General features: G+C 59.9%; 22 protein-coding genes and 1 pseudogene. 10 read left to right on the forward strand and 13 right to left on the reverse strand.

The genetic code is table 11. The annotated features are described in order from the left end of the window. Nucleotides 1–19 precede the first annotated feature (19 nt). From KCX59_RS09970 to KCX59_RS09990, 5 genes are all read right to left on the reverse strand, one after another. Nucleotides 20–1,273 carry an aspartate aminotransferase family protein gene (locus KCX59_RS09970; RefSeq protein WP_179018296.1) on the reverse strand — a complete coding sequence of 418 codons (1,254 nt, stop codon included), beginning with the start codon at nucleotides 1,271–1,273 and terminating at the stop codon, nucleotides 20–22. A 79-nt stretch (nucleotides 1,274–1,352) separates the two neighbouring features. Then, the gene (gene solA / locus KCX59_RS09975) at nucleotides 1,353–2,489 is read right to left on the reverse strand and encodes an N-methyl-L-tryptophan oxidase (protein WP_179018295.1); all 1,137 of its coding nucleotides are present in this window, start codon (nucleotides 2,487–2,489) and stop codon (nucleotides 1,353–1,355) included. Nucleotides 2,490–2,491: 2 nt separating this feature from the next. Beyond that, nucleotides 2,492–3,259, reverse strand: coding sequence for an amino acid ABC transporter ATP-binding protein (locus KCX59_RS09980; RefSeq protein ID WP_179018294.1), 768 nt, complete (start codon nucleotides 3,257–3,259; stop codon nucleotides 2,492–2,494). Continuing rightward, entirely contained in the window at nucleotides 3,256–4,188 is a 933-nt protein-coding gene (locus tag KCX59_RS09985) for an amino acid ABC transporter permease (protein ID WP_218649521.1), read from the reverse strand. Before KCX59_RS09985 ends, KCX59_RS09980 begins: the two co-directional genes overlap by 4 nt. Nucleotides 4,189–4,198: 10 nt before the next feature. Next, complete coding sequence (locus KCX59_RS09990; RefSeq protein ID WP_144648869.1) at nucleotides 4,199–5,134, reverse strand: ABC transporter substrate-binding protein; 936 nt, start codon at nucleotides 5,132–5,134, stop codon at nucleotides 4,199–4,201. A 360-nt stretch (nucleotides 5,135–5,494) separates the two neighbouring features. Here KCX59_RS09990 and KCX59_RS09995 point away from each other — a divergent pair, with 360 nt between their 5' ends. From KCX59_RS09995 to KCX59_RS10025, 7 genes and pseudogenes are all read left to right on the forward strand, one after another. Beyond that, on the forward strand, nucleotides 5,495–6,169 hold the full coding sequence (locus KCX59_RS09995; protein WP_179018293.1) for a haloacid dehalogenase type II: 675 nt from the start codon (nucleotides 5,495–5,497) through the stop codon (nucleotides 6,167–6,169). Between the two features lie 29 nt (nucleotides 6,170–6,198). Then, nucleotides 6,199–7,476, forward strand: a complete 1,278-nt coding sequence (locus KCX59_RS10000; RefSeq protein ID WP_179018292.1) for an NAD(P)/FAD-dependent oxidoreductase — start codon at nucleotides 6,199–6,201, stop codon at nucleotides 7,474–7,476. A gap of 43 nt (nucleotides 7,477–7,519) precedes the next feature. Continuing rightward, nucleotides 7,520–9,067, forward strand: a complete 1,548-nt coding sequence (locus tag KCX59_RS10005; RefSeq protein ID WP_179018291.1) for an aldehyde dehydrogenase family protein — start codon at nucleotides 7,520–7,522, stop codon at nucleotides 9,065–9,067. Then, nucleotides 9,064–10,179, forward strand: a complete 1,116-nt coding sequence (locus KCX59_RS10010) for a tartrate dehydrogenase (protein ID WP_179018290.1) — start codon at nucleotides 9,064–9,066, stop codon at nucleotides 10,177–10,179. Before KCX59_RS10005 ends, KCX59_RS10010 begins: the two co-directional genes overlap by 4 nt. Then, on the forward strand, nucleotides 10,176–10,433 hold the full coding sequence (locus KCX59_RS10015; protein ID WP_179018289.1) for a hypothetical protein: 258 nt from the start codon (nucleotides 10,176–10,178) through the stop codon (nucleotides 10,431–10,433). The genes KCX59_RS10010 and KCX59_RS10015 overlap by 4 nt, the downstream gene beginning before the upstream one ends. A 12-nt stretch (nucleotides 10,434–10,445) precedes the next feature. Next, nucleotides 10,446–10,640, forward strand: coding sequence for a hypothetical protein (locus KCX59_RS10020; RefSeq protein WP_179018288.1), 195 nt, complete (start codon nucleotides 10,446–10,448; stop codon nucleotides 10,638–10,640). Between the two features lie 12 nt (nucleotides 10,641–10,652). Next, nucleotides 10,653–11,666: pseudogene (locus KCX59_RS10025) on the forward strand (NAD(P)-dependent alcohol dehydrogenase); the annotation flags it as partial. A gap of 356 nt (nucleotides 11,667–12,022) precedes the next feature. Here KCX59_RS10025 and KCX59_RS10030 read toward each other — a convergent pair. Then, nucleotides 12,023–13,399 (reverse strand): MFS transporter, encoded by a 1,377-nt coding sequence (locus tag KCX59_RS10030; protein ID WP_434122657.1) that lies wholly within the window; start codon nucleotides 13,397–13,399, stop codon nucleotides 12,023–12,025. A 544-nt stretch (nucleotides 13,400–13,943) separates the two neighbouring features. Between KCX59_RS10030 and KCX59_RS10035 the strand changes: the two genes are divergently transcribed. Next, nucleotides 13,944–14,303 (forward strand): cupin domain-containing protein, encoded by a 360-nt coding sequence (locus KCX59_RS10035; RefSeq protein WP_179018287.1) that lies wholly within the window; start codon nucleotides 13,944–13,946, stop codon nucleotides 14,301–14,303. 1,238 nt (nucleotides 14,304–15,541) lie between these two features. Here KCX59_RS10035 and KCX59_RS10040 read toward each other — a convergent pair. After that, nucleotides 15,542–16,075, reverse strand: coding sequence for a MarR family winged helix-turn-helix transcriptional regulator (locus tag KCX59_RS10040; protein WP_179018286.1), 534 nt, complete (start codon nucleotides 16,073–16,075; stop codon nucleotides 15,542–15,544). Nucleotides 16,076–16,157: 82 nt separating this feature from the next. Here KCX59_RS10040 and KCX59_RS10045 point away from each other — a divergent pair, with 82 nt between their 5' ends. Continuing rightward, complete coding sequence (locus KCX59_RS10045) at nucleotides 16,158–16,796, forward strand: LysE family translocator (RefSeq protein WP_256871528.1); 639 nt, start codon at nucleotides 16,158–16,160, stop codon at nucleotides 16,794–16,796. Between the two features lie 29 nt (nucleotides 16,797–16,825). Here KCX59_RS10045 and KCX59_RS10050 read toward each other — a convergent pair whose 3' ends face one another. After that, a complete protein-coding gene (locus KCX59_RS10050) occupies nucleotides 16,826–17,008 on the reverse strand; it encodes a hypothetical protein (RefSeq protein WP_179018285.1) in 183 nt (60 codons plus the stop codon). Nucleotides 17,009–17,348: 340 nt separating this feature from the next. Continuing rightward, entirely contained in the window at nucleotides 17,349–18,434 is a 1,086-nt protein-coding gene (locus KCX59_RS10055) for an AAA family ATPase (protein WP_179018284.1), read from the reverse strand. Between the two features lie 33 nt (nucleotides 18,435–18,467). Here KCX59_RS10055 and KCX59_RS10060 point away from each other — a divergent pair, with 33 nt between their 5' ends. Then, nucleotides 18,468–18,614, forward strand: a complete 147-nt coding sequence (locus KCX59_RS10060; RefSeq protein ID WP_179018283.1) for a hypothetical protein — start codon at nucleotides 18,468–18,470, stop codon at nucleotides 18,612–18,614. Nucleotides 18,615–19,003: 389 nt separating this feature from the next. On the opposite strand, the gene KCX59_RS10065 is transcribed toward KCX59_RS10060, so the two are convergent. From KCX59_RS10065 to KCX59_RS10080, 4 genes are all read right to left on the reverse strand, one after another. Then, the gene (locus tag KCX59_RS10065; RefSeq protein ID WP_434122658.1) at nucleotides 19,004–19,456 is read right to left on the reverse strand and encodes a hypothetical protein; all 453 of its coding nucleotides are present in this window, start codon (nucleotides 19,454–19,456) and stop codon (nucleotides 19,004–19,006) included. A 205-nt stretch (nucleotides 19,457–19,661) separates the two neighbouring features. After that, the gene (locus tag KCX59_RS10070; RefSeq protein WP_370629216.1) at nucleotides 19,662–20,078 is read right to left on the reverse strand and encodes a carboxymuconolactone decarboxylase family protein; all 417 of its coding nucleotides are present in this window, start codon (nucleotides 20,076–20,078) and stop codon (nucleotides 19,662–19,664) included. A 19-nt stretch (nucleotides 20,079–20,097) separates the two neighbouring features. Beyond that, complete coding sequence (locus tag KCX59_RS10075; RefSeq protein WP_179018280.1) at nucleotides 20,098–20,967, reverse strand: HpcH/HpaI aldolase/citrate lyase family protein; 870 nt, start codon at nucleotides 20,965–20,967, stop codon at nucleotides 20,098–20,100. Further along, the gene (locus KCX59_RS10080) at nucleotides 20,964–21,491 is read right to left on the reverse strand and encodes a MaoC family dehydratase (RefSeq protein ID WP_179018279.1); all 528 of its coding nucleotides are present in this window, start codon (nucleotides 21,489–21,491) and stop codon (nucleotides 20,964–20,966) included. The genes KCX59_RS10075 and KCX59_RS10080 overlap by 4 nt, the downstream gene beginning before the upstream one ends. Nucleotides 21,492–21,493 lie beyond the last annotated feature (2 nt).

Here is a 21,493-nt window from a genome sequence, read left to right on the forward strand (position 1 = left end):
TCTTTCAGTGAGCAGGTAGTCAGGAAGTGGCCGTTTTGAGTGCCTGGGTGAACCTGGCGAGGCCGGTCTGGATTTCGTCAGCGGTGACATTGAGCGCCGGAATCACCCGGATGACATTGCCGTGGGGACCGCAGGTGAGAAGCAGGAGTTCCTCGGTGATGGCCGCCTGCTGCACGGAAAGTGCGGTTGCTGCGTCGGGAGTATTGTCCGGTGCTGTGAACTCGATGCCCTGCATCAGGCCGCGCCCTCGGACGTTGCCGATGACGGCGAATTCAGTTTGCAGCTTGTCCAGTCCTGCCCGCAGCTCGTTGCCTCGGAGCAGTGCGTTTTCCACGAGGTTCTCGCGCCGGATAACGCCCAGGGTTGCCACCCCGGCTGCAGCTGCAACTGCGTTTCCTCCGTAGGTGCCGCCCTGGGATCCAGGCCAGGCCTTGCCCATGAGTTCGGATGACGCGGCAATGGCCGAGATAGGGAAGCCGCTTGCCAGGCCCTTGGCTGTAATGACGACGTCGGGGCGAATGTCGGCCCAGTCGTGTCCCCAGAACTTGCCTGTGCGCCCGACACCCGCCTGGACCTCGTCAATGATCAGCACGATGCCGTGACGGTCTGCCCTTTCCCGGAGGCCCTGCAGGAAGGCCGGCGGTGTGGGGATGTAACCGCCGTCGCCGAGTACCGGTTCAATGATGAAGCCGGCGGTGTCGCTGGGGTTGCTGATGGTCATCAGAAGGTGGTCAAGTTCCTTAAGTGCGAATTCGACGGCGGTGGCCTCGTCCCAGCCGTACCGATACCAGTGGGGGAACGGCGCTACGTGGACGCCGCTCATGAGGGGGGAGAAGCCGGAGCGGAACTTGGTTCCCGCTGTGGTCAGCGAGGCCGCTGCTACCGTTCGGCCGTGGAAGCCACCCTGAAAGGAGATGATGTTCGGGCGGCCCGTGGCCATGCGCGCCAGGCGGATGGATGCTTCGACGGCTTCGGAGCCTGAAGTGGCGTAGAAGACGCTGTCCAGTCCTTGGGGCAGGACGTCGCCAAGGAGTTCCGTGAGCTCCAGCAGGGGCTTGTGCATCACGGTGGTGTACTGGGCGTGCACGATTTTACCCACCTGCTCGCGGGCTGCGGCGACCACGTCGGGGTGGCAGTGGCCGGTGCTGGTGACACCAATTCCGGTGGTGAAATCGAGGTACTTCTTGCCATCAGTAGCGTGGATCCAGCTGCCCGCCGCATGGTCGACCACCACTGGGGTCGCCTGCTTCAGGATAGGGCTGAGAGTTGCCATGTCGTCATACCTTCTTAGTAACTGTAGATTGTCAACAATAGGCGATGCATGCCATGGCCTATTGAGTGGTGGCGTTTGTTCAGCGGGGGCTGAAACGCTGGGGCCGGACGAACTCCAACCCGTTAAAAATCTGCTTGCCGAGTGCCTCGGCAGCCGCTATTTCGCCATAACCGGAGGCCATTTTGAATCCCGCTCCGGAGAAGCCTGTAGCCGCATAAACCCTGCCGCTGTCTCCAACGAATCCGAGAAGCGGGTTCCGGTCACTGGTGTACAGGTCGGGGAATGCATCAGAGCGAACGACGGTGGGTACCAGGCCGGGGAAGAACTCGGCCACGGTTTGCATGGTTTCGGCAATTTCTTCTTCGGACAGGTCGCGGATTATGGCTCCGGGATCCAAGGCTGGCCGGCCGCGCCCGTCAAGGGTGGCCTTGACGGTGGCCCCATCCACGGTCGGCGCGCCATACATGGAACGGTCTTCATAGATGCGGCTAAAAACGGGGAAGTGCTCCGGCGTGAACTCTTTAGGCTCCCGGGCCACGAACCAGGAAAGGAAGACTCGCCGGGTTTCGACGTGTTCCTTTGCGTACGGCGGTAGCAGCTGCCGGGACCATCCGCCCGAGGCGACGATAACCTGTTCAAAGGTCCAGGACTGCTCGCCGGCGGTGATAACGACGCCGTCCCCGGTCTCGGTGATGCTGTCGACGGCGGTGTTGGTGTGGACCGTTGCCCCATTTGCCTCTGCTGCTGCTGTAGCCGCGGTGACGGCCCGATCGGTTCGGAGTGCGCCCGAGTTCGGGTCGAAGACGGCGATGTCGTCTGCCCGAAGGTTGTGCTGAGGGTAGCGTTCGGCCAATTCGTGGTGCGTCAGCAAATGGTGCTCTGCTCCCGTGATCCCGGTGGTTTCGAGGACGCTGGCGAGGTAGGCTCCGTTGGCTGCTCCGATCGAGAGGCCGCCACAGCGGATGAGGATGTCCTGGCCGGTTTCTGCCTCCAGTTCAGCCCAGAGTTCCTTGGAGCGCTGCATGATGGGGTAGTAGCCTGGATGGCCCTTATAGATCATGCGGAACAGGCGCGTGTCACCACCGACGGCGCTGCGTCCATGGGCGGGATGTTGCGCTTCGAATCCGGTCACGGAGTCCGTGAGGCGGGAGGCCTGCCAGAGGGCCATACTCCCGATGCTGCCGAGGCCAATGACGGCGAGTTTTCCATCTGTCATGGTTAGAGGACCTGCTTCAGGAAAGCTTGGGTGCGGGGTTCCTTGGGGTTGCTGAGGATTTCGCGGGCATCGCCTCGTTCAACCACGACGCCGTCGTCCATGAAGATGAGGGAATCGGAGACTTCACGGGCGAAGCCCATCTCGTGGGTGACCACCACCATGGTCATGCCCTTCTTGGCCAGATCCTGCATGACGCTGAGGACTTCCCCTACCTTTTCCGGGTCGAGGGCCGAGGTGGGCTCATCGAACAGGATGATGTCGGGGTCCATGGCCAGGGACCGTGCGATGGCCACGCGTTGCTGCTGCCCCCCGGAAAGCTCTGCCGGGTAGCGGTCCCCAAATTGACCCAGGCCAACGCTGGTGAGCAGTTCCTGGGCGCGTTTTGCGGATTCCTTCTTGTCCGCCCGCTTGACCAGCACAGGGCCAGACATGACGTTCTCGCGGGCTGTCATGTTTGGGAACAGGTTGAACTGCTGGAAAACCATACCTACCCGCGTCCGCTGCTGTGCCAGCTTCTTGGGCGGCAGGGCGTGGTAGGCATTATCGGTTTCGTAGTACCCGAAGTTCTCGCCGTTGACTTTCAGGACGCCGGAATCGACCGTTTCGAGGCCGTTGATGCAGCGCAGCAGGGTGGACTTGCCCGAGCCCGAAGGGCCGATAATGCAGCAGATCTCACCGCTGGCGACCTCAAGGTCCACGTCCTTAAGAACAGTTTTGGGTCCGAAGGACTTTCGGATGCGGCTGGCTTGGATGGTACCGGCGGTGCTCATCGTGCGATTCCTTCCGGTGCGGTCAAGGTGACTTTTTTGGATTTGCGGGGGATCCGGACGGAGGTGTGCGAGTACTTCTGTTCGAGCTTGGACTGCGGGTAGCTCAACACCAGGGTCATGACGAGGTACCAGAGGCTGGCCACAATCAGCAGCGGAATGGTCTCGTAGGTGCGGGCGTAGATCAGCTGGGCGCTCTGGAGCAGTTCGGCCACGCCCAGGACGGAGACCAGGGAGGTTTCCTTGAACATGCCGATCACCTGGTTGCCGGTGGCCGGGATGATGGAGGGCATTGCCTGGGGGATGATGACTTTGCGCATCTTCATGGCACCGCTCATCCCCAAGGAGTCTGCGGCTTCGATCTGTCCCTTGCCCACGGCGGAGAACCCGCCACGGACGATCTCGGCCATGTAGGCGGCTTCGTTCAGGGTCAGACCCACCAGCGCTGCGGTGATCGGACCCATCAAGGCGTTCGTATCAATGGCGGTGCCGATGTCGGTAAAGGGGATACCGATTGACAGATTCGGGTAAAGGGCAGAGATGTTGAACCAGAAGATGAGCTGCACCAGCACAGGCGTTCCACGGAACAGGGTGATGTAGGCGCCCGCGGCGATGGCGATGGGTTTGATGCTTGATGCCCTCATGATGGCAAGGAGCAGTCCCAGCAGGGTACCGAGGGCCATGCTCGCGATGGTGAGGAAGATCGTAAGCATCAGCCCGCGCAGGATGGATTCCGCCGTGAAATACTTCGCTACCGTTCCCCATTTAAAGTTCGGGTTGGTGGCTACGGAGTAGAGCATGCCGGCACCCACGAGGATCGAAACTGCCCAGGCCACGTACTCGAACGTGCTGCGCCGCTTCAGTCGCGGCTTCAACGCGGAATCCATTCCGTCCACTGTCTGTCTGCTCCGGTCAAGGGTTGCTTGCTTCATGATGAACCTGCTAGTTCAGTTTGGCGTCGGTGATGGCGCCTGAATCCAGGCCCCAAGTCTTCAGAGATTCCTGATACTCCGGGGTCCCAAGGACGGACTGGATAGCCGCCTGCATAGCTGGGGTCAGCGGCGACCCCTTTTTAAGGCCGGCGGCAGATAGGTCACTGGAGCCCACGTTGACCCGGCCCAGGAGAGTGAAGGAGTCCGGCTGCTGCCTGGCTGCCCAGCCGAGGGCGGTTGTGTCATAGAGGATGCCGTCGATGCGCTTCGAGTGCAGCTGTGTGAGCGCTTCCTGAATGTTGGGAAGCGTCACGGCGTTGATTGCCGGCTGGCCCTTGGAAGTACAGGTCTGCTCGCTCAGTGCCGGAAGGCGCTTGAGCTGACCGGTGGAGCCCTGCGTCACTGCAACATTCTTGCCACACAGGGTCTCCATAGATAGGTTCAGCGGGTTCCCTGCCGCCACAACGACCGAGTTGCCGGCCTTGAAGTAGTCGATCATGTCCAGGACCTTCAGGCGCTCTTCCGTCTTGGCCATTGTGGTGACGGTGAAGTCGAAACGTCCGCCGTCCAGACCCGGGATGATCGTGTCGAACTTCGTGTCCACAAACTTCAGTTTCAAGTCCAGCTTCTTGGCGATGAGCCGGGCGACGTCCGGGTTCAAGCCGATCGGCGTGCTGTTGTCCTCGGCCAGGAACGTCGTGGGTGGGTAGTGAAGGTCCATGGCGACCGTCAGTTCACCCTTGTCCTTGATCGACTGCGGCAACAGTGCCACCGCGGCCTGGTCAGGCTGGACACCCTCGGAGATGTCTCTGGTGTTGTTGGTCAGGCTGGTGTCCGCCGACTCACTGCTGGCGGAGTCGCTGTTGGCGGCACCTCCGCAAGCGCTCAAAGCAAGCAGCAGGGCAATGCCTGCAGCCGTAGTCTGCGCTTTGAATATGGTCTTCATGATGCTTCCCTTCGAGGGTTTCAGCTGGGGGAGGATTTGACAGTCATCAGGAGAGTTATGTGCGTCCCGTCGATGTTCGATGGAGCGGAAATGTGATGAGGATCTCTCCTGTACCTAAGAGCAATGCAACCTCCAAAGAGGTCGATTGTCAACAATCCACAGATAACTTTTTGGTGATATGTTACGTTGAGATTTTGGGATTGAATGACGAAAACTGTTGACAATTGACAATTTCCGCTTCTACAGTCGAGTATCTGGCAGCAACCCCGTGGCCGCTCCAGCCCGGTCTGGTTCGCTCCCATCGAACATGTCCATATCCAGGGCAGATCCTCCCCGCCTCCCGAATGAACGGAAATTCCCATGGCAGAGACCAACTTCCGCCCGAAGTACATCTCCTTCGATGTCTACGGCACGCTCATCAACTTCGACATCGATCCAACTACACGTCGACTGCTGGCTGGTCGCATTTCCGAGGAGCAGTGGCCGGAGTTCAAGAGGCAGTTCCGTGGCTACCGGTTTGACGAGGTCCTTGGTGACTACAAGCCGTACGAGCAGATCCTGCAGGACTCCTTCGACAGGGTGTGCAAGCGTTGGGGAATCGGACCCACCGAAGGTGCGGGGGCGGCGTTTGCAGATGCCGTGCGCGGTTGGGTTGCGCACGATGACGTGCCGGCACCGCTGAAGCTGATGGGCGACAACTACAAGCTGGTGGCTCTCTCCAACGCCGATGACAGCTTCCTGGACATCAGCATCCCCAAGCTCGGTGCGGAGTTCCACGCAGTGCTGACCGCGGAGCAGGCACAGGCCTACAAGCCGCGATACCAGGCTTTCGAGTACATGCTGGACACCCTGAACGCGAAGCCGGAGGACTTCCTCCACATTTCTTCGCACACCCGGTATGACGTGCATCCGATGCACGACCTCGGCTTCCGGAACCTTGTGTTGCTCGACCGTGGCTATGACCCTGTCACCACCGGCTACGACATGTTCAGCGTGAAGTCCCTCGACGAGATCAACAAGCACCTCGGTCTTTAACCCTATTCCCTGAGGCGAAAGGCCACCCCGTGAAACTCATCCCTTACTGGCTGGACACAGCCCAGCCTTCCGGTGACTACCGCAGCACGCCCGTACCGGATAACGTCGACGTCGCGGTTATCGGTGCCGGCTTTACAGGCTTGTCCGCTGCCCTTGAATTCGCCCGGCAGGGCGCGAGCGTCGCGGTCTTCGAACGCCACACCGTGGGCTGGGGGGCATCCGGCCGCAACGGCGGAATGGCCACGACCGGGCTCGCCATCGGTTTCAGCTCAGCGGTCAAGCGGTACGGCGAAGCCCGTGCCGTGGAGTACTTCCGCGAGTACAACGACGCGATCGACAGCATCGAGAAGCTGGTCCATGACTACGCGATCGATTGTGACTTCAACCGCTTCGGCAAGCTCTCGCTGGCCTATCATGAGTCGCACAACGACGGCTTCAAGAAGTCCCAGCAGTTGCTGGCCAGGCTCGTGGACCACCATGTCACGCTGATTCCGAAGTCGGATATCCACAGCGAGATCGGAACTGACTTCTACCAGGGCGCGATGATGGACCCCTTGGGAGCCGGACTGCACGTGGGCAAGTTTGCCCACGGCCTGGCCGGCGCGGCAGCCAACGCCGGCGCACAGATCTGCGAGAACGCGGGCGTGACGGAACTCAAGCGGGTCAAGGGCACGGTCCATGACGTGCATACGACGCGCGGCATCGCGCGGGCCAAGCAGGTGCTCGTCGCAACCAGCGGCTACACGGGCAACGTCACCCCGTGGCTGCAGCGCCGGGTGATTCCTGTTGGCAGCTTCATCATCTGTACCGAACCGTTGCCGGAAGACGTGGTCAATCGAATCCTGCCGAACCGCCGGATGGCTTCCGACAGCAAGATGCTGACCTACTATTTCCGGATCACCCCGGACAACAGGCTCCTTTTCGGGGGCCGCGCCAGGTTCGCTCTCTCCAGCCCGGACTCGGACGTCAAGAGTGCCGCAATTCTCCGCAAGGCCATGCTCGAACTCTTCCCGTACCTGTCCAACGCGAAGGTCGATTACATCTGGGGCGGCTTGGTGGACCTGTCCATGGACCAGATGGTCCACGCCGGGGAGCACAACGGACTGTTCTACTCGCTCAACTACAGCGGACATGGTGTCCAGATGGCTGCACACATGGGCAAACGCATGGCCCATTACATGGGCGGGGACAAGTCCGCCAACGTCTGGTCCGACTTGAAGAACCCTCCGGTGCCCGGCCACTTCGGCCCGCCGTGGTTCCTGCCCTTCATCGGCGCCGCGGCCAAGATCATCGACCGCGTGAAGTAAATCCACTCCCGGCAAACACAAGTATCAATCAGTAAGGCTTCGGATGACGACAAAGACAACCGTGGGTGGGCTGCGGCCAAAATCCGCTGGAGAGACCGCCTACCAGCGGACACAGGTCGCAGACCTGCAGGGAGGCGCCTTCTTCGAAAGCACCTGGCAAACGGTGGACAGGACCGTCGAAGTCCGGGATCCCGAAGACGGGCTCCTGCTGGGAACCGTATGTTCGTCCACACCGGAGGACGTGCGCCGCGCCGTGGCCCACATCCACCGGCACATGATCGAGGTTGACTGGCCCCTGCGCCAGCGACGTGAGTCTTTGGAAAAGGCCGTTGCCGTGCTACGCGGGCAGTCGGCGCGTTTCGCCAGGATCATTGCTTCAGAAAGCAGCAAGACGATTAACGAAGCCGGACGCGAAGTCCTCCGTTGCATCGAAACTCTCAGGCTCTCCGCCGCCGCATCAGGAGAGCTTCAGGGCGAGACCCTGGCCTTCGAAGACAGCTTGGCGGGCGCCGGAAAGCTCGGCTGGTATAACCGCAAGCCCGTAGGAATCGTCGCAGCCATCACGCCGTTCAACGATCCGCTGAACCTCGTTGCACATAAGCTGGGCCCGGCGCTCATCGGAGGCAACGGCGTCGTGCTTAAACCGTCCGGACGGACGCCCCTGACGGGGCTGGCCTTCATTCAGTTGTTACTGGACGCTGGAGTACCTGCCGGGCGGCTGGCAGGAATTGTTTCGGGTCCGGGCGTTTCCGAGGCCCTCGTGACAGACCCCCAGGTGGACCTGATCTCTTTCACCGGGGGTCCAAAAACGGCGGACAGGATTGCTGCATCCGCCGGCGCCAAGAAAATCCTCTCGGAACTTGGCGGAAACAATGCCACGATCGTCTGCGCAGATGCGAACGCAGGAGACGCTGCGCAGGCAATCGTGGCAGGGGCTTTCGGAGTAGCCGGCCAGAACTGCCTGTCCGTCCAGCGGGTGTACGTACACATTTCGCTCTTCGACCGGGTCCTTGACGACGTCGTGCGCGGAACAAAAGCGCTGCGGTCCGGACCGAAGCTGGAACGCACAACAGATATCGGGCCCCTCATCAGCGAAGCAGAGGCGCGGCGCGTGGAGGAATGGGTGGAAGAAGCGAAGGCCGCTGGTGCCACCGTCCACGTCGGCGGACGCCGGCATGGTGCGCACTATGCGCCAACTGTCCTCACGGACGTCCCATCCACCTGCCGTGTGATCCGGGAAGAAGTCTTCGGCCCCGTCGTCAGCGTTCTCCCATTCATCGAGGTCCAGGACGCCGTTCATGCGGCCAACGACACGGAGTTTGGGCTTCAGGCCGGCGTCTTCACTGAATCGTTCAGCGAAGCGCTGGCCATCGCGGAGAAGCTCCACGTGGGATCGGTTGTTATTAACGAGACCAGTGACGTGCGGATCGATTCGATGCCCTTCGGCGGCTTCAAGCGCAGCGGCGTAGGAAGGGAAGGCGTCAAGCACACGGTTCGCGAAATGACCGAACCAAAGAACACCATCATCCAATTGCCTGAAACATCCTCAGGCTGGCAGCAGTTCGCTGCAACCACGAACGGAGCAGTATGACCACCCACAAAATCGCCGTTATTGCCGGTGACGGTATCGGCCAGGAAGTCGTCCCGGCTGCGCTGGAATGCCTGGAACGAATCGCCCGGCTTCATTCCCTGGACCTGCAATTTACCCACTTCGACTGGGGTTCGGACTACTACCTGCGCCACGGCCGAATGATGCCTGAAGACGGTCTTGAGCAGCTTGCACAGCATGAGGCCATTTTCCTGGGCGCAGTCGGCTCACCGCAGGTCTCCGACGCGGAATCGCTGTGGGGGCTGTTGATCCCCATACGCCGTGAATTCCAGCAGTACATCAACGTGCGTCCGGTGAAAACGCTCGACGGCGTGAAGTCGCCGCTGGCGTCGAAGGAACCGATCGATATCCTCATTGTGCGTGAGAACAATGAGGGGGAGTACTCGGAAATCGGCGGACGCATCTACCGCGGGCAGCCGCACGAAAGCGCTGTGCAGGAGACGATTTTCACCCGCCTGGGAGTCTCCCGGGCAGCACACTACGCGGCATCCCAGGCTTCCGCGCGGGGCGGACGACTGACTTCCGCCACCAAGAGCAACGGCATCATCCACACCATGCCGTTCTGGGACGAGATTGTTGAAGAAACGGCACGGCTCTATCCGGAAGTTACCCTCACCAGCGAACTGGTGGACGCATTGGCCGCCCACCTGGTGTTGAAGCCGTGGACCTACGACGTAATCGTGGCATCCAACCTCCTCGGAGACATCTTGTCTGACCTTGGCAGCGCCGTGACAGGGTCCATAGGCGTAGCTCCGAGCGCCAACCTCAATCCGGAAGGCGACTTCCCGTCGCTCTTTGAGCCGGTTCATGGTTCAGCGCCGGACATTGCCGGCATGGGACTTGCGAACCCTGTCGGCCAGATGTGGTCCGGAGCCATGATGCTGGAACACCTCGGCCACCCGGAAGCAGCCAGGCACCTTCAGGCGGCCTTCGAGTCGGTCCTCCGTGAAGGACTCGGAACCCGGGATGTTGGTGGCACCTCTTCCACCTCCGAGTTCACCACTGCGGTCCTGGCCGCCATCGACGCCATCGATGCCGTTCCATCCGTCGACCCCGCGATCCCCGCGGCAGCACCGGCATCGCCATCATCGTGAGCACCGACACAGCGACCAACATCCGCCCCAACCATCACTTCGGCCAGTCCGTCAGCGGTGGTGAAGCGCACGCCTGCCTGTTCGCGGACATCATCCAAGAGGGCCGTCAGCGCTTTCCGATACAGAAGCGCTTTCCGATACAGAAAGGCTACAACCGGGGCATCACTCAGGCATCGGAGACGTGGACCCATTTGAAAAAGAACGTCGCGTGCCAGTTCTGCCGAAGCGCCAGCGAAAACGAATGCCATTGGTAAGGCACGCTTGACATGCGTGCATTTGCAACTGTGATGGCAGTCCTGGCTGTTACCGGCGGCACCACCTGCATCTTCGCGAACGGCGCACTCAATCTAGTGGGCGGGCTGTTGCTCCTTACGATCGGCGCGGGAGGACTGTCGGCGGCCTGGACCACGCATGCGGGGGAAAGGCGCGCCTCGAAGGTACCAGAAGATACCTCCAGCTGAAGGGACACCCATATGCCTTCGCAGGCCAGGGCTGACATCGTTGAGTCGCCCACCTCGCCTCTTCGTCCCGGGACCATCATCCGCAGGGATCCCGGCGATCATGAGGTGCTGATCTCCATCCTCTGCACCGGTATCTGCCACTCCGACATTCACGCCCGCACGGGGAGAATGGTCTCAGGTGCGATATCCACTGGTTGTAGGACACGAAATCGTCGGCGTCGTGGAGTCCATAGGCGCAGGGGTGACGCGGCATTCCGTTGGAGACGTCGTCGGAGTGGGATGCTTTGTAGATTCCTGCCGGGAATGGGTGAACTGCATTGCCGGAGAAGAACAACACTGCCTGAAGGGATCAACAAGCAAATATAACTCCACTGGGTCGGATGGGCTGCCGACCGCCGGCGGTTACAGCACCAGTATCGTCGTGGATGAAAATTACGTACTGAACATCCCCGATGGACTGCCGCTGCAAGGGGCTGCTCCGCTCCTGTGCGCAGGAATCACCATGTATACGCCGTTACGTCAGTGGAAGACCGGACCCGGCAAGCGGGTGGCGATAGTCGGTATGGGTGGCCTAGTACATCTGGGCTGAAATAGCTGCCATGGGAGCAGAAGTAACAGTGCTGAGCCAGTCCAGGACGAAGGAAAAGGACGCACGTCGGCTCGGAGCGGATCACTTCTTCGCAACGTCGGACCCTGAAACATTCGCAGCGCTGCGGGACAAGTTCGATCTCATCATCAACACCGTCTCCGCTGAGATCGATGTGGACCAATACCTTTCTCTGCTGGGTTTGGCGGCACGCTGGTCCTGGTGGGGCTTCTGTCCAAACCGCTTAGACACCGCGCATCGTCCCTGATCTCGGCCCGGCGAAACCTCAGCGGATCCAAGACGGGCGGAATCCGGCAAACCCAGGAGATGCCGGATTTTGTGCCGCCCACAATCTTGGCGCGGAAGTCGAAGTGGCGGACGGTGCACACATCAACGAAGCTTTCGACCGTGTTTTGGCCAGCGACGTCCGGTTCAGGTTTTGTCCTGGATGCCACCACGCGTTGACAGGGAGCCTGGGTCGCTGCCACTCAGCTGCGGTCCGTGGCCTCTTCGCCTTAGAGCGCGTTATGCAGCCCGCTTGGTCTCGATACCGTAGACACAGCAAACCCCAATGCCGAACAGCCAAGGATAAGAACGCCTGCAGTGCAGAGATCCTGTGGGTAAACCCCCGGAAGTTGCTGGTTTACGGGCATGGCGTTTTCGGATACGCCTCGTATAGCCGGAAGGCGCTAGGGAGGACCACAGCTAAGCGTGACTCACTGCGGAACCGGTTCCTCGAAACACAGTAGTTCTCGCAGCTACTTCTACTCCCGTGTTGACCGATATCTCACTTGCGTCATCTTCCTTTGCTTTGATTTAGGGCAATGAATGAACGCGATTCGGGGCCCAGGGGCCGCGGTGTGAAGTGTCGAATCGATACGGCTGAGATGGCTGCAGTCAGGGCCAGGAGAAGCCACGGTGCGCTGGCGTGTGCTGACGGAGTGGCGGCGTGTTCGTAGAGCGGGGCCAGCGCGGCGTTTCCAATGACCACGGCGAGTCCGCCGGCACTGGCCAATAGCCCGTAATATGCACCTGTCGGGCGGCCTGCGGAGAACTCAAGGACGAGCCCCATCGCCACGGGCAGTACGCACATATTTCCGAGGGCAAGTCCTGTTACCAGGGCAATGGCGGGTATAACGGGGATGGCGGATGGCGCAGGGAACACGGCCATCACCGCGAGGGCAGCGAAACCTATCGCTTGAAGGAAGAATCCAAGGGGGAGTGCCAGCTTGGGCCCGTAGCGACCCATGATTCTGGCGATCGGCCATTGGAGGGCAATAGTCAGGATTGAGGCGTAGGCAAAGACGACTGCCAAGGCATCTACGCCCACCCCGCTGCGCTCCATTTCGATCGGGAGCCCAAAGTACAGTTGGTTGGTTGCAAGCAGATTTACGCTGTAGAAGGCAGCAAAACCGATGAACCTCTTTTCCCGAAGGCAAGACCAAAGACCGGCGGGCCTGCCATTACCCGGTGTGTTGGCTCTGGTTCTGCAGGCACGTGGCTGCGTTCTGGGCAGAAAGAGCCAAAAGACGGCTGCCATCAACGCAAAAACTCCGGCGCCCGTCACCAGTGAGGTGTCAAAGCCAGTGTTTAGGAGTAAGGAGCCCATGAGTGGGCCGAGTACGGTGCCCACTTCGCCGCAAACCACAAGCAAAGCAAAGAGGGAGGAACTTTCGCGCTTCGGCCGGGTTGCGGATGTCTCCGTATCGACCAGCTCTTTCCGATAGTCCGGTTTCCCCCGACCGCTCTCTGCGGCTGTTGCGACAAGGCTCTGCATAGCGGGGGAAAACAGCGCGCCACCAATGCCCGTGACGACAGCGCCGAAGAGAAACATCGGAAAGTCTGAGGCCCACGCAAGGAGCAAGAACCCAGAAACACGTACCAAGCAGCCCGTGATCATCGACTCTCTCGCCCCCCAATGATCGGCCAGCGCCCCACCAAAGAGAAACAGACCCTGCTGAGCGAATGTTCGCGCCCCGAGAACAACACCAACCGCCATCGCGCCCAGACCGAAATCGTTCCGCATCGCAACAGCCAAAAAAGGTACCACTGCAAAGAAACCAATGTTGAAAATCAGCTGGCTTCCTAGAAGCAACTGCGGAGCAGCCTCAACTCGACGTCTACCTAGACGGCTTGACTTGGCCTTACTTGGGAATCTCGTGTTCGAAATCACTCGTGGCTCGCAAATCTGGCAACCATAAGCGCGGCCAAGACGGCTCCCGGAGACGCTGCGCGCCGGCCATAGCCAATGCTGCGCCGAAAACCCTCCAAAAGGTGGGAAAAGTGCAAGGCGATCCTCCAGGGCGTGCGATGAGATGCCCCAACAGCGTATGGGATAAGAAGAAGATGATTAGCTGCACGCCAAGCAATGCAATGTTTCTTTTCCGGAAAGAAACATTAACCGGTCGATGAGTACGGTCCGGCATGCAGTGTGAGCCGCCTCCGCGGGCCCCGTGTTGATGCGGGAAAACCGACGTTCCCTTTCCTTCTGTGCCGGGGAGCGGCGCGTGAAGTTGAGGGCAAGCGACTGCAATGATGCGCCCTACGGGCTTCGCCTCGCGCTTATTTCGTTGTTGGAAACATTGCCTTGCCTCTTGAGGGCCTAATTGGCGTCTTCTTGTGGCGTACGCTTGCAAATCCGAGGGCTAGCCCCTTCAAAGGCCGACCGCGAGGCGGGACAACGGTGTTCAATAAGGAAAAGTAAAGAGGGAATAGTTATGGTCAAGGCCATCGTTATGCGCGACACAACAACAGCCGATCTAGGGGAGCACACCCCCAAAAAGAATTCGGTTACACCCGGTCAGACGGATGCGGACTTCCGCCTTTGGGCCAGGGGCGACTTCAAGACGGGTATTTGGGAGGCAACTCCGGGAGTATCCAATTCCGTGCGTCAGAACGACGAGATCTGCCAGATTCTGAGTGGGTCCGCAACGATTACTGAAGCGGACGGCACCAGCTTCGACATTGGTCCGGGCACTCTGTTCGTGATGCCGGCTGGCTGGGAGGGCTCGTGGACTATCCACGAAACCGTCCGCAAGATGTGGGTTGTCAACAACGTACCGACGACGACGGCCTAGTCCGAAAGAGAGAAAGCCTGCCGGACTTAACGGATTTCAGTGCTACTCCCGCGTTCACTGCCTGCACCCAACTCTGAGATAAAAACGCTCATGGCTGCTTCCTGTTGACTGCGCTTCACCAACGCGGGCCTACTAAATAGTTTATGGCCAGTGCTGAGGGCGAGTACGCTGCCTTGAATAGCCCTTTCGTTAGACGGGGCAACAGCCAACAGTGAGGACGCATTCGAGACTGGGAAACTAGGTCTGAGCGCGTCAGCATATATGCGGTCAGAAAACATACTGGAGGAGCGATAAGAAGCGATCGTTCCGACTCTATGCACGGGCTGATGGCGTAGGTTGAACCTCAATCATGGCACCAGGGAGGAGGCTGTCTTTTGCGGCCTGTCATCATTGGGGAAAGAACCTCGTAACTGAACTGGACTTCCTGCACCGACGGTTCATGACGGCGCAATTCGATGCAATGGGCCGCTCGCGTGCTGATGTCGATTTTGCCGGGTTGGCTTTTCCCATGCGAACCCGACACGTTGGCTGCAACAGCGTCTGTTCAAATCATTTCATTGCAGCTGAAGCAGGTTGACCCGCAAGTAAGAACTACCGTCGGCGAGGCCTCTTGGGCTCGATATGAGAGAAGGAGGCCCCCAATCGTCCATGGCGGCCTGCTGAAAAGTCAAAATGAAAGGCAATCATGATTAACGATGACTTTGCGGCCCCGGCGCTTCTCTTTTACGACCCTTTAGACGGAAGTAAATCCCGCCCCCTATCGAGTACCTCATCAGCAGCGAGAAGCAGAGGTTCAAGGAGAACTGAGATCGGCCGGAAGCAACCCCAGCAAGCACGTCAGGCTTGGCGCACACGGGCTCTTGCCGATGTAGCGCGCGACCTCCAGCATCTCATGGACTCGTATCGGCCGAAATTTTAAGTGCATCCCGTCGGGGTGAGTGGAATTACAGCAGAGTCTGGCTCCTAAGCCCGTTCCCTACCCGAGGTGTCGGGCGTCAGGGTGTTTCTGCCGAGACATCACGGGTGCATGCCGCTTCCGTACCAGCCCCTTGAGGGACGAGACGGACACCGCCTCGTATGTCACCCTCGCCTCGGAACTCCTCGGTGTCCCGACCCGATCGTGAACCCAATCATTGGTATAGCACATAAGAGTGCCTGGCAATTCCCAAGGCTCCCCGGAACGGCAAAGGGCACGCAGGTCTCCCTGGCTAGTGACCTCGGGGACCAGGAACTGGCTCTTATGGGTCCTGGCGCTCGTCCGAGTGCGCCCATGCGGAGGAATTACGGGGCGGCGCTGCTACGGAAAGGTCGGACCTGTTCATCTGCGTCCGAGTCGGCCGCCGGAGTGCGAAGAGTCTCAGCTCCAGCTCGCGCAGTGGTGCAATGAGGGCCAGCAATTCTTCGATATCGGCCTCCTCCGTTGCCTCTATCATAACCTCGCGCAGTGCTTTCCGAAGCCGCTCGAGCGCGATTGCGGCAGCCTTTGTCGGCCGGACGACGACGTTCCGTCCGGTCCGTTCGGTGCGATCGATGAGCCCTTTGGCCTCAAGGCTGCGGAGCGCAGCGCTGACATTGGGCCGCTGGAGGACGGACCGGTCCGCAATTTCGCTTGGCGTCGACCCTGGCGCGAGGTCGACAACGCGCATGACCATCTGTTCCGTCTCAGTCAAGATTGGTACCTCGCCGAGAGGCTCGACCATTCGAATAAGCCGTGCGACGTCGAGTAGCAGGTCAGCCAGCGTGCCGAGATCGTCCGCATCCTCAATCTTCATCGTTCAACCTTTAGTTGTGCGTGCATAATTATGCTGACATAATAATTTATATCATGCTCACAGTCCACTTGAGGAAACAACAATGGATGCGCTTCTAATCGGCTTGTCGCTCGGCGCTACGGCGGGCGTCAGCCCCGGGCCGCTGCTCGTTCTCGTTGTGGCACAGACACTCCGCCGCGGTTGGCGCGGAGGAATGGCGACGGCCGTGGCGCCGGTGCTTTCGGACGCGGTCGTCGTGGTGCTGGTAGTCCTCGCGCTCGAACGACTACCGTATTGGACGCTCTCGGTGATTGGGCTGCTGGGAGGTGTCTACTTGGCCGTCTCCGCCGGGCTGCAGTGGCATCGTAATGCAACTGTCGAGCAGGTCGCGTCTGATATCGCGCCTCCGCGGACGGACGGGTGGCGTACTCTCCTCCAGGGCGCCTTGGTGAACTTGCTCAGCCCTCACCCTTGGATCACATGGGCGACCGTGCTTGGACCACTGTTCTTGCGCGAGTGGAAATCGGCATCGCTCGGCGCGTTGTCTCTGGTTGCCGCGTTTTACCTAGCCCTGATCGGGGCGAAAGCGGTCGTGGCGCTGCTGCTCGCGCGCTTCCGCGATCGTTTCACCCCGCGGGCGTACACAATAACAATGCGCTCGGCGACGGTCGTACTCGGCGTTCTGGGGATCGTACTGACCGGGCTATACGCGGTCGAACTCGCGAGGACCGCTGCCGCGTAAATCAAACCGTGAGTCCATGTACACGATGTTCAAGTTGTTATCACCACTCCAGAGTTGGCCTGCGCTGCAGCGGAAGGGCCGGGCGACAGGTCGTCCAGATCCACCACCAACACCGGGTAGCCCAGCCCCAACGTGGTGTCATTCACGATAAAGAGGACCAATGCATGCTCTACATTGCGCCGAACTGCATAGCGGAGACGCTTCCAATTCACGTTGTCCTAGGCGCCATCGTCGACCACCTCCACGTAGGCTCGAAAGCCATCTTCTTTTCTCTCAGTAGGAAGAATTCGCCGAGGACACAGATGACACATATGTGCTCCAAAAACCCGAGTGATCGCGCTCTCCGCAGGATTTCCTGCGAACCCTGGAAACATGCACTAGATGCGGGAACAGTCGCAAGGGATCCGGCAACACCAAACCAGGACGCGAAGCATGCCCGCATTCGACAAAGCCTGCTTGATCTGCAGAAAAACTGGATTCGTTCATGCACGGGAGTTCTCGCAGCTACTTCCACTCCCGTGGTTTAACGCCGATAATGGATAATATGTCGCACTAGCCGTGGAGGTATTGGCGAAGTCCGGGGATTGCGAAGTCGACTTTCCCGTAGCCGGCGGATTCGATCAGGCCTGCGGCGATGAGCCGTTTCCGGTATTTGGACACGACATTTGGTCTGGCATTGAGGATCGCACCAATCTGCCCGGCCGCGGAGGGGCCTTCCTGGGCGGCCATGGCATCGAGGAACTCGCGGTCTTTGTCAGAGATGTCGGACAGCGCCGATTCGACGACCACCAGACGGTTACGCCTCTCCGCTGCGCTGATCGCCCGCTGAACGCTGGCCTCATCCAGTGTCCATCCTGCCTTGCCCGCTTCCAGCCAAAGATAGTACCCAACGAGCTGGATCAGGAAGGGATACCCCTCCGTGGCCTCGGCCGCCTTGCTGATGAGTTCCGGAGAGATGGTGATCTCTCCCTGGTTGAAGAGATCGCTGTAGGATGCGGTGACTTCGGCGACGGCCGCTTCGTGGAGATTAATCCTGTCGGCCCGCCGCAGGAAAGTTGCGACACCCTCGTTGAGGAGGTCGGACACCGCTGACGGGAGTCCAGCGAAGATCAGGCCGATGGGCAGTCCGTCGCGGATGAAGTGCTGGACGTCAGCGGCCAGTTGGGATATTTCGGTCCGGTCGACCGCGTGGATCTCGTCGATGGTGATGACCAGACCCGTGCCCTTTTCGTACAACCGGCGCAGCAGTTCGTTCCCGGTCCTTCGCCAGTCCGCGGCCCGTTCCGGAGGGAGTTGGGTTGTGAGCCCGAACCCAGCTGCGGAGAAGGCAGTGATCTTCCGCGAAGGAGGCCCGTCCCCGAACTCATCAAGAAGGCGCAGCATGTCATCACCAACCCCGGCAAGGAAACCCGGCGTCGCCGTCCGGGAGATGACGGCCCACCCCTGGTCCCGGGCGATCCCCTCCGCCTCGCTCAACATCACAGTCTTGCCGATACCCCGGGAGCCCGTGATGATGGTCAAAAGCCCCGGCGCCCCGGAGCCCTGTTGTAGGCCGTACTCAAACTCGTCCAACAGCCCTGCCCGTCCCACAAGCTCAGGCGGGGTCGCTCCGGCCGTCGGTTTGAAGGGATTCAGCACGGCACCTCCCAAGGCGCATTCAGGTGAAACTAGGTGAAAGTGGTGAAAGTGGTGAAACTCCTGCCACCATACGCCGAACCCCTCGCCCCGAGCAAGCGCCACAGGGAAGGCGGTAGCATCGAGGCCATGACACAGGAGGAAAACTACATCGAGCACGCATTCCCGTGGGACAAGGGCTGACCGGCCTTAGCCTGCAGCTCAGTCTGGCGCCCATGAAAATCGAGCTGGTTTGAGCCCTTCAACGACGCCAGCTTCCCGCCGTACCTTCGCTGAAACGGCCCACGGACCCTACACCGCAGCATTACTAAACGCCGATAAGCACCCATATGTCGTGTTTTCGTGGGACAGAAGTGCAGGAACGACCGTGCGGCGAACGCGAACACGAAAGTAGGCGGAGGTTTCCTTGACTGTCTCGTGTCCGCGCCTATTACAACGTGCCACATCGGCGCAGTCCGTCCGCACCAAGAGATCTGGGCGTTTCCCTCGATCGAATTCAGTATGCGTGACCGTCGGCCGAGAGCAGACTTCACTGTTCAGATTCGGCACTAGCTGCCCTCAGTTGCTGTTAGTTAGCTGACACCCCTGGACTCGCGGTCTGAGGCAAACGCCGCAATGCATTGCGCGTAGTAAGGCGTCTCCAGTAGGCAGCGCTCACCTAAGGCCCGCTGACGGGCGGCAGCGACATCCTCGAACGTTTGCCCGCTCCCGAAGATAATCGTCAGGAAGTCATCAGTAGGGTGCGACGTCACGGTGTTTGTATACCTCAGTTCATCACCCTTCAGCTGCTCGATACTAAGCTCCCAGATGACCTGTGTAGTGGCCCTCCCTGATGATGATGGGAAAGCATCGGGGACTGACACCATCTTGCAGTAGTGGGGGGTGCCAACTTCCATGCGGTATCGCTCGCTTACGATGCCTTTTCCAATCACCTCAGAATTGATCGACATCGCTTCGCTGTAGCCGGCGTTCTTGTTATGCCCAGCTGCGCGCTGCTGATACTCAAGGGCCTGCTGGGTTTTCAACCATTGCTCTATATTGACGTGCGCCAACGGCGCACTCACATCGGCTGTGACGACCGCACGTGAGAGGACTAAGTCGTCCCGAACAACAGCACCCACCGGCTCTGCCCTTCCTGCTGTGCCGTGATCCGGCAGAGACTGCCATGGACAACACGGCACTTTTCGTTACCGGACTGACAAACGACAGTGGGTGGGTGTAATACACCCGTCATGCCCGTTTGGTGGAGAAACTTGCATCATGGTGATCGGCGATCGCCTGTTCGGCGACCCGGAACGAGGCCAGGGCAGCAGGGGCACCACAATAGACCAAAGTCTGCAGCAGTACTTCCTGGATTTGTGCTTCCGTGAGCCCGTTGTTGAGGGCTGCGTGGACGTGTCCTGCCAGTTCCTGAGGACGGTTCAGTGCCGTGAGCATGGCCAGATTGAGCAAGCTGCGGGTCTTGTGGTCAAGTCCGGGCCTGGACCAGATTTCTCCCCATGCATACTCGGTAACAAGTTCTTGAACGGGACGGCAAAATTCACTGGTTTGTTTGAGAGCCAGTTCCACGTGGGCACTCCCCATTACTTTTGTTCGCAGGCCCAGACCTTCCGCGTACCTCTGTGATTTTTCCTCGCGTTGTGACACGGCATCCTCCTTTTCTTTTTCAGCTGCTGAGGTCCTGCTCGGTCGTTTGTCTTTGTTTGAACCGATGCAGGGTTGCCTCGGCATGCTTCAGGATCGGACCGTCGATCATTTTGCCGTCGAGCCGGAACACGCCATTTTCGGCCTTGGCCGCCGCTTCTAGGATCCTTTGTGCGGCTAGAACCTCAGTTTCGGAGGGCGCGTATGCAGCGCGCACTACATCTACTTGGTTCGGATGGATGCACGCTTTGAAACCGAAGCCCGAGGCGGCGGCATCGCCGGCTTCGACGGCCAGCCCGTCAAGGTCGAAGATATCCAAGTAGACCGAGTCGATTGCGGGCTTGCCAGCCGCCGCCGCTGCTATGAGCACAGAGGATCGTGCCTGGACCGCGACGTCCCGGTAGCTCCCGTTAGGGTGACGGCTTGATGTCCCACCGATAGATGCCAGCAAGTCTTCGGCGCCCCACATCATGGCCACTACGTTGGGCTCGGCAGCAATGGCGTTGGCATTTGCCACGCCCGCGGCGGTCTCGCACAGAGCAACCACTCGGTAGCCATCCATGACGCGGATCTGTGTGGTGTCCTCGGTTTTGGCCAGCATTATGGTGCGGTAGGGCGTGAGTGCTAGCCACTGCAGGTCCCTTTCAAAGTCTTCGGTGCCTACGCCACTTATCCGAACAATGGTCCTGTCGGGCTCCAGACCGTGGAATTGTCCATGATCGCTAAGCCGGGAGAGGATTTCCCGCCTGGCACCTACCCGATCTTCTGATGCCACGGCGTCTTCGAGGTCGACAATGACCGCGTCAGAGCGGGCGGCGGCCTTGATGAACCGGTCAGGTCTGTCGGCTGGGCAAAACAGGAGTGCAGGGCCGGTAGATAATTCGATATTCATGAAAGCCGCCTGGAAGCTTTGTGAGCGTCTTCAGTCCACATGAGGGCGCTTCGTGTCGCTACGGCGACAGCAACCATGTGTTGATTCCTGCCGGTGTGTTTCATGACGGCGATCCCCTGCCCGGGCCTGGTGGCGGACAGCCGCTTTTCGAGGACAACGGTCTCGGTGTACAGCGTGTCCCCGTGAAATAGCGGATGAGGGAAGGAAACGTCGGTCAGCCCTAGCTGGGCAATGATTGTTCCCTGCGTTAATTGAGTTACAGACTGTCCCACCATCGTGGCCAGGGTAAACATGGAGTTGATCAGTCTTTGACCAAGGGGCTGCTGGGCGCTCCATGCGGCGTCCAAGTGAAGAGGCTGGGTATTCATTGTCATGGTGGTAAAGAGCACGTTGTCTGTTTCGGTGACGGTTCGGCCTGGGCGGTGGGCATAGGTGACGCCCAGGTCGAGTTCATCAAAGTACAGCCCACGTTGTTCAATGAGTGGGGGAGCGTGGCCGGGTGAGGGCACAGGGATCTGCGTCATGG

The sequence above is a fragment of the Paenarthrobacter nitroguajacolicus genome, from assembly GCF_051027655.1.
GTDB classification, from domain to species: Bacteria; Actinomycetota; Actinomycetes; order Actinomycetales; family Micrococcaceae; genus Arthrobacter; species Arthrobacter nitroguajacolicus.